Raw genomic sequence first — 11,648 nt, 5'->3', positions numbered from 1 at the left:
CCCCTTGAAATAAATGGCGCGAGTGACGGGGCTCGAACCCGCGACCTCCGGCGTGACAGGCCGGCACTCTAACCAACTGAGCTACACCCGCGCATGGCGAACACGTGTCAGCCGTGTTCGTCGTTGGGGCGCTGGATAAGGGGTTCGCCACCGGGTGTCAAGCGTGACAGGACAGCATAACAGCAAACAGGAGAAGGTTTTTTGACAGCCGGCGTTTTGTTGGCAAAACCGGCATCCAACCAGGGCATCCTGCGCTCATTTGGCCTTGCGAAGCGGACCCTGACCGCTTAAAGGTCCGGCCCGGAGCGGGCGATTAGCTCAGTTGGTAGAGCGCTTCGTTTACACCGAAGATGTCGGCGGTTCGAGCCCGTCATCGCCCACCATTCCATTAGTCCATTCAAACTGTTGCCAAGACACGGAACCGAGTCGTTCGGTAGATGCTGCAATCACGGCGGCAACAGTCGAAAATCATTGCCCTCCGGCAGCAACTGCCCGCCATCGACGACGATGGTCGTGCCGGTGATGTAGCTGGCATCGTCGGAGGCGAGGAACAGGAAGGCGTTGGCGACGTCGCGCGGGCTGCCGAGGCGGCCGAGCGGAATGGAGTCCTCCATGTTCTTGATGTAAGCCGCGCCGCGATGCAGCTCGATGGCTTCGGTCAGGATGTTGCCGGGCTCGACACCGTTGACGGTGATGCCGTAGCCGGAGAATTCGAGCGCGGCGGCACGGATGAAGCCGTTGATGCCGGCCTTGCTGGCCGAATAGTGGCCGTGGCCGGGGCTGGTGACATGCGGGCCGGTGATGGAGGAGGTGTAGAGCATGCGGCCAAAGCCTTGCGCCTTCATCGGCACCAGGGCCGCGCGGCTGGCATTGAAGGTGCCGCGCAGATTGACCGCCATGACGCGGTCCCAGTCGTCGGCGCTGGTATTCTCGATCAGTTGCCAGGGATAGATGCCGGCATTCTGCACGATGATGTCGAGGCGGCCATGCTGCTTCAGCGCCAGCGCCACGGCGGCCTCGGCGTCGCTCATTTGCGAGATGTCGGTGCGGATGAAGGGGACGCCCAACTCGTCAGCGGTGGCTTGCCCGGCATCGGCCTCGGTGTCGGCGAGCACCAGCCTTGCGCCTTCCTCGGCAAAGCGTAGCGCGATGCCCTTGCCGATGCCGCGGGCGCTGCCGATGATCAGCGCTACCTTGCCTTGTAACCGATTGGTCATGCGAGCCGTCCTGTCATGCGAGTCTTTGGCGAATGGTTTGCTTGAAGGCGTCGAGCAGCACGGCCGCCAGCACCAGCAGGCCGTGGATCACCTGGGTAAAATTGGCCGGCAGGCCCATCAAATTGATCGCCGTGTTGATGGCCGAGAGCAGCAGCACGCCGGCATAGACGCCGGGCAGGGTGCCGACGCCGCCTTTGAGGCTGACGCCGCCGATGACGACCGCGGCGAAGGCGTTGAACAGCAGGCCGACGCCGAGATTGGCGGTGGCGCCCGACGTGCGGATCGCCAGCAGCCAGCCGGCAAGGCCGGCAATCGCGCCGGCAAGCACGAAGGCGATGATGAGATTGCGGTTCACCCGGATGCCGGCGCGGAAGGTCGCCGTCTCGTTGCCGCCGATCATCACCAGATGCCGGCCGAACGGCGTCTTGGCCATGATCAGCGAAAAGACCACGAAACAGCCAACCGCGATCCAGGCGGTAAGTGGCAGGCCGACAAGGCGCTGGATGCCGAACCAGCGGATGGCCGGTGCAAGATCCTGCGCCGAGCGGCCGCCCGACACGACCAGCACGAGGCCGCGCACCCAGATGTAGGACGCCAGCGTGATGATGAAGGCGCTCATCTTCACCTTGACCACCAGATAGCCGTTGAAGGCGCCGATGAGACCGCCGACGGCCAGCGCCAGCAGCAGCGAAACCGGAACCATCAGCCATTCGGGATGCAGTTGCACGCCCATGCCGATGCCCGACGAGCAGAACAGGATGCCGACCGCCATGGCGCTAAGCGCTGCGACGGATTCGACCGACAGATCCATGTGGCCGGCGATGATCACCAGCGCCAGGCCGATCGACATGACGCCGAGCACGCTGGAAGCCTCGATGATGTTGGCGAAGATGCCGAGCTGAAAGTAGTTCGGGACGAAGATGGAGAAGACCACCAGCACGAACAGCAGCATGAACCAGACGAGGTTGTCGAGTACGAACTCCAGGGCTTTGCGTGTGCGCGGGTTCATGGGCTGATCCGGTTGGCGCATGCCCCGCGAAATCAATTCGATTTCGTCGGGTTCGGGCGCGGATTCAAATTCGCCCCGGCGTCTTTTGGACGCGGCGTCATGAAAGGGCAGGCTGCGGGCCGTAACGGACCGGAGCGCTTTCAATGACTATTCGAACGATTTGACGGTGTCCGTCGGCGGCTTCTGGTTGCCCCAGAAGGCCGGGTTGTCGACGTTTTGCTTGGTGATGGCGTCACCCGGGATCTTGATGCTCGGACCCCAGGCTTCCTTGGTCACGGTCGATTTCAAGCCGAGCACGTCGTATTCACCGGGCTTGATTTCTTGCTTCTTGACGATCTTGTCCATGAACATCGCGACAGCCGCGGCCTGCGCGTAGAGCGGCTGCTCGATTTCGGCGTTGAGCCAGCCCTTGCGGATCAGGTCGAGGCCGACCGGAGCGCCGTTCGAGCTCATCAGCATGACGTCGCCCGGCTTCTTGCCGGCCGCCTCGAGCGAGGCGACGGCGGCGACCGACAGGTGCGCGGCATGGCTGAAGATCAGGTCGATGTCGGGGTTCGCCAGCATCTGGTCGGCAACGATTGTGCCGGCATTGCTGGCTTCCCATTGCATGGCCGGAAGCGAGATGATCTTGACGTCCGGCAACGCCTTCATCTTCTCCTCGAAGCCCTTCTGGATGTCGAGCGTATAGGGGTCGCCGGGGTCGCCGAGGACCTGCAGCACCTTGCCCTTCACCGAACCGTGCTTTGCCTTCAGCAGCTTCTCGGCCTGGTCCGCGGCTACGTAGCCGATCTCGACCGTTCCGGCGACAGAGGTGAAGTCGGATGGCGTCGAGGTGATCTGGCGGTCGAACTCGACCACCGGGATGCCGGCGGCCCGGGCCGCCTCGATCGACGGTTTCAGGGCATTGAAGTCGACTGCCGCCAGGATGATGGCCGCCGGCTTCAGCGCGATGACATCGTTCATCTGCGATTGCTGGGCGTCGGTCTTGTTGTCGGCGTTCAGCGTCTTCATCTCGTAGCCGGTCTGCTTCAGGAACAGTTCCAGCGCGCTCACCGAGCCGGTCTGGAACTCGTCCAGCAGCGTCGGCACCATATAGTAGATGATACCCTTGGACTGGGCGAATGCCGGCGTGAGCGTGGCAAAGGCCAGTGCAAGGATACCGAAGACAGCAAGAAGTATTCGCTTCATGTCGTTCGCTCCTCTTAAGCCGGACCCCTCTTTTGTCCCTCAGCCTGTCGGTCCGGCACCGGCAAGCGTCTCACCGGTGATCATGTTGATCACCGCATCGGGACTTGTTTTATTGCGTGCGACATCGCCGGCCACGACGCCCTGGCGGATCACCACGATCCGGTCGGCGACCTGAAAAGCCTGCTGCATGATATGGGTGATGATGACGACGCCGATGCCCTGGTTCGCCACTTGGCGGATCATGTCGAGGCCGCGCCGTGTCTGTTCGACGCCGAGGGCGGCGAACGGTTCATCGAGCAGCACCAGCTTGCCGCCCCAGTGCACGAAACGGTTGAGCTCGATGGCTTGCCGTTGGCCGCCCGAGAGATGCTCGACATTGGCCCGCAGCGAGGGAATGCGGGTGCCGGCATTGGCCAGCGCCCTTCCGACGACGGCTTCCATGGCGCGCTCGTCGAGCACGGGAATGCCGAGAAACTTGCGTGTGATCTCACGGCCCATGAAGAAATTGGCGACCACGTCGACATTGGTGCACAGCGAGAGATCCTGGTAGACGGTCTCGATGCCGGCCGCCTTGGCCTCGGCTGGTGATTTGGCAAGGAATTCCTTGCCCTCGAACAGCATGCGCCCGGAGGTCGGCTCCAGTCCGCCCGATATGATCTTCACCAGTGTCGATTTGCCGGCGCCGTTGTCGCCCAGCAGCGCCACGACCTCGCCCTTGCCGATCGAGAAGCTGATCCCCTTGAGCGCTTCGATCGCGCCATAGTTCTTGGTGACGTTGTCGAGCACCAGCAGGGGTTCACTCATGCCGCAATCTCCCTGCCTTTGAGAAGGTCGCGCTCGCGTTCGCGTTCGGCCGCGAACATCTGCCCGAAGCGAGGTGACAGCACCCCGGAAACCGCAAGGGCGGCGGCGCCGCGCAGCACGGAATGCTGTCCGCCGCGCGCGACCACAACCCTGGGCGTCGTGCGGTCCTTGCGGGCCGAGACGGAGTTGTGCAGGCCTCCGGCCGAACCAGCCAGCATTTCGAGCAGGTCGGTGGACGCCAGCCCGCCGAGGATGACCGTCTCCGGGTCGAACAGGTTCTCGATGACGGCGACGGCGTTGTGAAAGATCGGTGCGACTTCGGCGACCCAATCCGCCTCGCTGCCGTTCCAGCGCCGGCGTGCCTCGAGCGACAAATATCTTTCGAGACAGCCGCTGTTGCCGCACGGGCAGGCCTCGCCGCCCGGAATAACGGGAATGTGCCCGATCTCGCCGGCATTTCCCCAGGCGCCGCGCAAGGCGCTGCCGTCATGAACCATGACGCCGCCAAGGCCAACGCCGAAATAGAGATAGTAATATTCGGAAAACTGGGCGCCGAGGCCGTAGAGGCGCTCGCCCATGGCGGCCGCTGCCATATCGGTTTCAAAGAAGGCCGGCAATCCGGTGGAGGCCGCCAGCCGTTCGCGCAGCGCCACATCCTTCCAGCCGGTCATGGTGGTTGGCCCGACGAAACTCATGGACTCCACGTCGAATGGGCCGGGCAGGGCCATGCCAACGCCCAGCACCCGTCCGCCAGCCCGCAGTCTGGTCAATTCCACCACCATCGCCCCGATCAGCTCGAAGGCGTGGTCCGGCGCCGCGTTCGGCGCCTCGCGGTAGATGCTCTCGATCACGTCGCCGCTCAGATTGATCAAGGCGGCGCTGATACCAAGCGGAGTGATGTGGATGCCGACGGCATAGCCGCCATCGGGGTTGATCCGGAGCGTTGCCGGCGGCAGGCCGCGCCCCTTCGGCTCTTCGCGCAGCGACAGGATGTAGTCCTGATCTTCCAGTTCGCGAACGATGGTCGATACCGTCTGGACGGTGAGGCCGACGCGCCGGGCGATCTCGCCGCGGGCGATCGGTCCATGAAGGCGGATGGACTCAAGCACGATGCGCCGATTGTACGGCCGCCCGAACTCCTGATTGGTCCCCCGCAGTGCCATGCCTTGCGCCCCTTAGGAGAGCGCAGCTTTGCATTGCTTATTTATTCAGTCAAATGGAATTCAAAAATAAATTCACGCCGAAGTTTTCCTGGGGAAGGCCGTGGAGGGCCTATTCGGTTCAGGACCTGCCCACGCGTCGTCCTGGCCGATTGCCGCCGTGGCGAAACCCCTTCAATGGTGAGCGAACCCCGCGACCGTTGATCTGACAAAGATGGAGCAAAGATGATTGAATTGCCGTTTGCCCGAGACGAGTACCAACAGCGGCTTCGCAAGATACGCACCGAGATGGCGAAGCGCGGTCTCGAACTCCTTGTCGTCAACGACGTTGCCAACCAGCATTACATCACCGGCTATGACGGCTGGTCGTTCTACACGCCGCAGGTGGTGCTGGTTCCAATCGAGGAGGTCGAGCCGGTCTGGATCGGGCGCGCCATGGATGCGGCCGGCGGTCTTCTGACCGCCTGGATGAAACCGGAAAACGTGGTCGGCTTTCCGGAAGACCATGTTCAGCGCGTCGATCGCCATCCCATGGACTGGATCGCGAGCTGGATCGTCGCCAGGGGCTGGGGTGTCAGACATATCGGCATCGAACTCGAAGCCTATTATTTCTCCCCCAAGGCGCACGCCCGGCTTGTCGCGGGACTTCCAAATGCAAAATGGCATGATGCCGACCTGCTGGTGAACTGGATCCGCGCGGTCAAATCGGCGCCCGAGATCGCCTATTTGCGCAAGGCGTCCACCTTGGCCGAAGCGGCCGTCACGCGGGCCTTCGAGGTGATCGCACCGGGTGTTCGCGAGTGCGATGCCATCGCCGCCATCCAGGCGGCGCAGATCGCAGGCAGCCCGGATTTTGCCGGCGACATCACCGCTCTTCCACCGACAATCCTCGGTGGCGAGAATGCCTCGGCGCCGCACATCATGTGGAGCGACAGGCGGTTCGGAGACAACGAGACGATTGCGCTGGAACTTGCCGGCGTTTGCCGCCGCTATGCCGCCGGCCTCGCCAGGACCATGCAGCTTGGCAAGACGCCGACAAATGTTTCGGACACGGCAAAAGCGGTGATCGAGGGCATGGATGCGGTGCTCGACGCGGTCAAACCGGGAACATCAGCCGAAGCCGTCGAAGCCGCCTGGCGCAAGGTCATCCAGCGCTACGGACTGAAGAAGGAATCGCGCATCGGCTACTCCATCGGCGTCGCCTATCCGCCGGACTGGGGCGAGCATACGATCAGCCTCAGGCCGGGCGACAAGACCGTGCTTGAACCGGGCAATGTCGTTCATTCCATCCTCGGCATGTGGATGGATGGCTGGGGCATCGAGATCAGCGAGACCATCCTGGTCACCGAAACCGGCCATGAGACCCTGACGAAGTTCCCGCGAGAGATCCATGTCAAATCCTGAGGGTTCGGCCACGGCGGGTGGTGTTGCGAAAACCGTGACGACCGATATCGACGCCGGAATTCTCGATCGGATGATCGAGGTCCGCCGCCACCTGCACCGCAATCCCGAGCTTTCGAACCAGGAGGCCGGCACGCAGCGCTATCTCAGGCAGATGCTGGTGGATCAGGGAATTGCCGACATTCGCGACGTTGCCGGCTTTGGCCTTGCCGTCGATATTGTCGGCACCGGCAAGCCGTCGAATCGAAAGATCGCCATTCGCGCCGACATCGATGCCTTGCCGATCGAGGAGGCCTCCGGCGTCGATTATGCATCGACGAATCCAGGCGTGATGCATGCCTGCGGTCACGACGCCCATGCATCGATGGCTTTCGCGGTGGCCGCGCATCTTCACCGGTCGCGGGACAGTTTTGGCGGCACCGTTCGCCTGATCTTCCAGCCGGCCGAGGAAGACGAACCGTCGGGCGGCAGGCGGGTGGTGGAAGAGGGGCTTCTCGACGACATCGATGCCGCCATCTGCGTCCACGTCGATCCCTACACGCCGTCCGGCAAGGTTGCCGTCGGCTCTGGTCCCTACACTCTGGCCTGCGACACGTTCGATGTGGCCGTCATCGGCTCGGCCGCGCACGCGGCAAAACCGCATGAAGGTGTCGATGCGTTGGCCGTGGCTTGCTCCCTGGTGAGCGAATTGCAGAAGATCGTTTCGCGCGAGATCGACCCATACGATCCGCTGGTGATTTCCGTGACGGCCATCAATGGCGGCAACGCCTATAATGTCACCGCCGGCAAGGTCACGTTGAAAGGCACCATCCGCAGCGGCAGCGACGCCACACGCGAGCGGGCCTGGCGCCGTGTTCGTACGATAGCCGAGGGTACGGCGACGAGCCACGGGGCGCGTGTCGAGGTCGACATCCACAAGGGCGAACCGGGTGTCGTCAACGATGTCGAGATGACTGAGCTGATTGCCGCCAGCGCCAAGGCCTGCATCGGCGCCGACAACGTCCTCAACACGCCCGGATGGACCATCGCTGACGATTTTGGCTACTACAGCGAGAAACGCCCGTCGGTCTACTTCCGGCTCGGCATCCGCAACGAAGCGGTCGGATCGGTGTTTCCGCTCCACCACGCCGGTTTCGTGTCGACGAGGCCGCGTTGAAGGTCGGCGCGGCCACCCTGGTTGCGGCAGTGACGGCGTTTCTGTCGACGGGAGCGCCTTAGTCAGCCATCATGATGGTCATCGGCGCATGGGGCAGGAGCCCAGCATCGCTTACAGATACTGGGCGACCTTCTTGCCGACCGTGAGGAAGCGCAAGGGATCGATCGCTTCGCCATTGTGGCGCACTTCGTAGTGCAGATGCGGGCCGGTCGAGCGGCCGCTGCTGCCGGTCTTGCCGATGACGGCGCCGGCGTCCAGTTTCTCACCGACGGTGACGTCGATCTCGCTGAGATGCCCGTAACGTGTCGCAAAACCATTGCCGTGGTCGACTTCCACCATGCGGCCATAGCCGCCGTTCCAGCCGGCCTTGGTGACGGTGCCGGGTGCGGTGACCTTGGCGGCCATGCCGATCGGGGCCCTGAAATCCATGCCGGAATGCAATGCCGCGGTGCCGAGGATCGGGTCGGTGCGCACGCCGAACGGGCTGGTGACGGAGTGGCCCGGTGCGGGGTTGGTCAGCGGCAACTGGCGCGCTTCCTTCTTGAGATGGTCGAGGGCGTCAAGCGCTTCGTCCAACTCCTTGACCTTGCTGTCGAACATCATGGAGCTGTCGAGCGGGATCAGCGGTCCGCCGACATCGCTGTCGCCCTTGCCGAAATCGCTGTCGACGGGCAGTCCGGCCGCCTCGAGCGCCTGGGTAATGGCATCGGCACTCTTGTAGGCATTGTCGGCAAGCGTGCTGATGCGGGTCAACTGGTCGCTCTCGATGGATTTCAGCGACTGGTTGATCGAGACGAAGAGCTTGTCGGCACGATCGGCGGCTGAATCGTTGGGCAGCGGATCGGAGCGGGTCGACCACAGCGAGAACGGCCTTGTGTCGCCGGCGCCGGGATCGGCGCTCAGGCTGGCGACCGCATAGTTCCGCGCGGGCTCCTTGATGCTGCCGGTCACTTCGGCGCGTTTGTCCGGCTTCGCAACCGCTGCCGGATCTTCGGCCGGCGCTGCGCCGACTTCGCTCTCGGCGCGTTCGAGCAGCGGGCCAAGGCGGCCGTGACGCTGGCTCAGCTGGCTCTGCCGTTCAAGCAGTTCGCTGACCTTGGTTTCCATCAGCTGCTGGTCGAGCAACTGCCGGCTGGTGATGCGGTCGACCTGGGCGCGAAGCGCCGAAATGCGATCTTCATAGGCTTGCTGCATGCGCGCCTGGCGCGCCGTGGTGGCGCCTATCAGATCGTCGCGCAGCACCAGATAGGAGGTGGCCATGAGGTAGCCGACGGCAATGGCGGCGAGCGCCGAGCCGATAAAGGCCGCCAGCCACGGTCGGATCGTGAAATGCCTGATCTCGTTGCCCCGGGCGATGATGACCGTATGGGGCTCCTTACGCCTGCCGAAGACTGCGGACTGACCGGTTGCGTTCACGGGACCAAGCTTTCGTTTACGACACCACGACAGCTTGACTACACATTATTAAGGTTAACAAAGGCTTGCAGGGCCGGCTTGCCCGCAGCGAACGCCCGCCAGGCGTGCGTATGGTTGTAAGGGAAACCGGGCCAACCTCGCCGGCAAAACCTCAAAGCGCGCGAACGGCCTCGAGCACCTCTTCCGCATGGCCCTTGACGCGGACCTTGCGCCAAATCCTGGCGATCCGCCCGTCGCGGCCGATCAGGAACGTCGCGCGCTCGACGCCCATATACTTGCGGCCATACATCGATTTCTCGACCCACAGATGGTAGGCTTCGATCACCTTGCGCTCCTCGTCGGCGGCGAGGTCGATAGTGAGATTGTATTTCGACTTGAACTTGTCGTGCTTCTTGACGGGGTCGGGCGACAGGCCGATCACCACGGCGCCGGCCTTCTCGAAGTCCGGCTTCAGTTGCGAGAAGCTGATCGCCTCCTGCGTGCAGCTTGTTGTGTCGTCCTGCGGATAGAAATACAGCACGATGGGCTTGCCGGACGATGCGGCAAGGCTGACTGATCCGCCGCCGTCCCGCGGCAGGTCGAATTGCGGCGCGAGATCGCCTACGTCGAGGTCAGCCATACCGATGCCCTTGTTTGAGGTTACGCGCGAAGCCACACCGATATAGTGTCGGACGGGGATTCGTCCACGATCGAGTTCGTACAACGGAAAATTGCGTGGATCAGGAGCGACCGCAGCACGAGAAGATCCGGTTCAGGCGTGATGAGATCACCGACCTGGGGACCTTTCCGTCCGCCTGCCGTGTGCCGCCGCTCGGTCAGGCTTCGATCGGACGCGGTTTTCGCATCCTGTCGCGACTGTTCGCCGGTCTGGTCGCTTTCGTGCTGCTGGCCGCCGTGCTCGTTTATCTGGTTGGCGCCTCCGGCATCGGATCCGACCGGCTTCGCACCGAGGCGGAAACGGCGCTCGAGAAACTGGCGGGCGTCGATGTCAATGTCGCGGTCGGGCCTGCCCGCATCACGCTCGACGGTTCGAGTTTCATCGCGCTTCAGGTCAGCGACGTCAGCTTGAAGACTTCGGACGGTAAGCCGATGGCCGATGCCGGCCGCGTGCGCTTCGGCGTGCGTCTGTTCCCGCTGCTGTGGGGAGATGTGCGGCTGACCAGCGCCAGGATCTCGGATGCCCGCATCGTCGTGGCGGCGATGCCGTCAGGCGGCGACTGGACCGCCGGCCTGCGCAATGCGGACGGCCTCATCGATCCGGAGAAGCTGTCCGCCGCGGTGTTCGGAAACATCAACCACGCACTCGATGCCGTGCGGGAGGATTCGCTGCGCCGGATCGACCTTCGCAATGTCGAATTCGTGCTGCCCGAAACCGGAGCGATCAAGCTCGTCAAGATCACCGACGCCACCGTCGTGCAGTCGGGCCCGGGCGGCATGCAGTTCTCGTCCACGGCCGACATCGACGGCAGGACGGCTACCGTTGCCGCTTCCGCCTCCCGCGATATCGCGGCGCACCGCGTCACGGCACTGGATGCGAGCGTCGATCTGGCCGATACCGGCGATATGGCGGCCGCTGCCGGCAAGCTGGGAACCGTCGCGCTGAAGCTGACGGGATCGGAAGGGTTCGGCGCGAACGCATCGCGGCTGACGGCCGCTTTGTCGTCGACGGGTTCTGTCCTCGATCTCGGCACGCGAGGACTGCTGCCGGCGGACGTCGATATCAATGCGACGCTGGTTGCGGGCAGCAACAAGATCCAGGTCGACAGATTGCTGCTGAAGACCGGCCGCTCGACATTCGATTTCGCCGGTTCGATCGGGCCGAAGCCGGCAAGCGGAGCGGTGGGTGAAGAACCCTCCTATCGCTACGACCTGACCAGCGACGGATCGTCGCTTGCGCCTTCGGAGTCGCCCGAGCCGGCGCTCACCTTCCTGGCCCGGATTGCCGGCGTCTACAACACGGTGAGCCACAAATTGGTCGCCGAGCAGATCGCGCTCCGGTCCGCCGGCTCCGGCGAGATGCTTGGCACCGCCGCCGTGGCGTTCGTCGACGGCAAAGTGCCGGGGATCAATCTGGCGTTCAACATCCACGACATGCAGGTCTCTCACGTCAAGCAGCTGTGGCCGTGGTTTTCGGCGCGCAATGCCCGGCTCTGGGTGCTGGCCAATCTGTTCGGCGGCCGTGTCGTCGACGCCAACCTTCAGTTCCAGGTGGTGCCGGGCCGCCTGGGCAACGGCGTGCCGCTTTCGGCCGATGAGGTGTTCGGCCGCTTCCAGATCGAGGGATCGCGCTTCGACAC

The 11,648-nt window shown here is 63.6% G+C and carries 9 protein-coding genes, 2 tRNA genes and 1 pseudogene; 4 read left to right on the top strand and 8 right to left on the bottom strand.

The window, feature by feature from the left end; genetic code table 11:
• Nucleotides 1-14: 14 nt before the first annotated feature.
• Nucleotides 15-91: transfer RNA gene (locus EN906_RS09425), tRNA-Asp, on the bottom strand.
• Nucleotides 92-307: 216 nt separating this feature from the next.
• Between EN906_RS09425 and EN906_RS09420 the strand changes: the two genes are divergently transcribed.
• Nucleotides 308-383 (top strand) — tRNA-Val (locus tag EN906_RS09420).
• Nucleotides 384-446: 63 nt separating this feature from the next.
• Here EN906_RS09420 and EN906_RS09415 read toward each other — a convergent pair.
• The 5 genes from EN906_RS09415 to EN906_RS09395 form a co-directional block, all read right to left on the bottom strand.
• A complete protein-coding gene (locus tag EN906_RS09415) occupies nucleotides 447-1,217 on the bottom strand; it encodes an SDR family NAD(P)-dependent oxidoreductase (RefSeq protein ID WP_127267956.1) in 771 nt (256 codons plus the stop codon).
• A gap of 13 nt (nucleotides 1,218-1,230) precedes the next feature.
• Nucleotides 1,231-2,226 (bottom strand): ABC transporter permease, encoded by a 996-nt coding sequence (locus EN906_RS09410; protein WP_013532177.1) that lies wholly within the window; start codon nucleotides 2,224-2,226, stop codon nucleotides 1,231-1,233.
• Nucleotides 2,227-2,373: 147 nt separating this feature from the next.
• Entirely contained in the window at nucleotides 2,374-3,414 is a 1,041-nt protein-coding gene (locus EN906_RS09405) for a sugar ABC transporter substrate-binding protein (RefSeq protein WP_127375149.1), read from the bottom strand.
• Between the two features lie 39 nt (nucleotides 3,415-3,453).
• Complete coding sequence (locus tag EN906_RS09400) at nucleotides 3,454-4,218, bottom strand: ATP-binding cassette domain-containing protein (RefSeq protein ID WP_127268132.1); 765 nt, start codon at nucleotides 4,216-4,218, stop codon at nucleotides 3,454-3,456.
• Nucleotides 4,215-5,381, bottom strand: coding sequence for an ROK family transcriptional regulator (locus EN906_RS09395; RefSeq protein ID WP_127268133.1), 1,167 nt, complete (start codon nucleotides 5,379-5,381; stop codon nucleotides 4,215-4,217). Before EN906_RS09395 ends, EN906_RS09400 begins: the two co-directional genes overlap by 4 nt.
• 222 nt (nucleotides 5,382-5,603) lie before the next feature.
• Here EN906_RS09395 and EN906_RS09390 point away from each other — a divergent pair, with 222 nt between their 5' ends.
• Both EN906_RS09390 and EN906_RS09385 read left to right on the top strand, forming a co-directional pair.
• Nucleotides 5,604-6,782, top strand: a complete 1,179-nt coding sequence (locus tag EN906_RS09390) for a M24 family metallopeptidase (RefSeq protein ID WP_127270913.1) — start codon at nucleotides 5,604-5,606, stop codon at nucleotides 6,780-6,782.
• Complete coding sequence (locus EN906_RS09385; RefSeq protein ID WP_236383312.1) at nucleotides 6,769-7,935, top strand: M20 family metallopeptidase; 1,167 nt, start codon at nucleotides 6,769-6,771, stop codon at nucleotides 7,933-7,935. The genes EN906_RS09390 and EN906_RS09385 overlap by 14 nt, the downstream gene beginning before the upstream one ends.
• A gap of 111 nt (nucleotides 7,936-8,046) precedes the next feature.
• Here EN906_RS09385 and EN906_RS09380 read toward each other — a convergent pair whose 3' ends face one another.
• Nucleotides 8,047-9,351, bottom strand: coding sequence for a M23 family metallopeptidase (locus tag EN906_RS09380; protein ID WP_127268135.1), 1,305 nt, complete (start codon nucleotides 9,349-9,351; stop codon nucleotides 8,047-8,049).
• A gap of 151 nt (nucleotides 9,352-9,502) precedes the next feature.
• Nucleotides 9,503-9,970, bottom strand: coding sequence for a peroxiredoxin (locus EN906_RS09375; protein ID WP_127258257.1), 468 nt, complete (start codon nucleotides 9,968-9,970; stop codon nucleotides 9,503-9,505).
• A gap of 95 nt (nucleotides 9,971-10,065) precedes the next feature.
• On the opposite strand from EN906_RS09375, the pseudogene EN906_RS09370 reads away from it, so the two are divergent.
• Nucleotides 10,066-11,648, top strand: a pseudogene (locus tag EN906_RS09370) (hypothetical protein); the annotation flags it as partial.

It is taken from the genome of Mesorhizobium sp. M7A.F.Ca.CA.004.06.1.1, assembly GCF_003999135.1.
Taxonomy (GTDB): domain Bacteria; phylum Pseudomonadota; class Alphaproteobacteria; order Rhizobiales; family Rhizobiaceae; genus Mesorhizobium.
This window is presented reverse-complemented; position numbering and strand designations above follow the sequence as displayed.

Excerpts from the sequence above, each read along its gene's own strand:
- EN906_RS09415 (WP_127267956.1), bottom strand. The coding sequence starts at position 1,217 with ATGACCAATCGGTTACAAGGCAAGGTAGCGCTGATCATCGGCAGCGCC.
- EN906_RS09410 (WP_013532177.1), bottom strand. The coding sequence starts at position 2,226 with ATGAACCCGCGCACACGCAAAGCCCTGGAGTTCGTACTCGACAACCTC.
- EN906_RS09405 (WP_127375149.1), bottom strand. The coding sequence starts at position 3,414 with ATGAAGCGAATACTTCTTGCTGTCTTCGGTATCCTTGCACTGGCCTTT.
- EN906_RS09400 (WP_127268132.1), bottom strand. The coding sequence starts at position 4,218 with ATGAGTGAACCCCTGCTGGTGCTCGACAACGTCACCAAGAACTATGGC.
- EN906_RS09395 (WP_127268133.1), bottom strand. The coding sequence starts at position 5,381 with ATGGCACTGCGGGGGACCAATCAGGAGTTCGGGCGGCCGTACAATCGG.
- EN906_RS09390 (WP_127270913.1), top strand. The coding sequence starts at position 5,604 with ATGATTGAATTGCCGTTTGCCCGAGACGAGTACCAACAGCGGCTTCGC.
- EN906_RS09385 (WP_236383312.1), top strand. The coding sequence starts at position 6,769 with ATGTCAAATCCTGAGGGTTCGGCCACGGCGGGTGGTGTTGCGAAAACC.
- EN906_RS09375 (WP_127258257.1), bottom strand. The coding sequence starts at position 9,970 with ATGGCTGACCTCGACGTAGGCGATCTCGCGCCGCAATTCGACCTGCCG.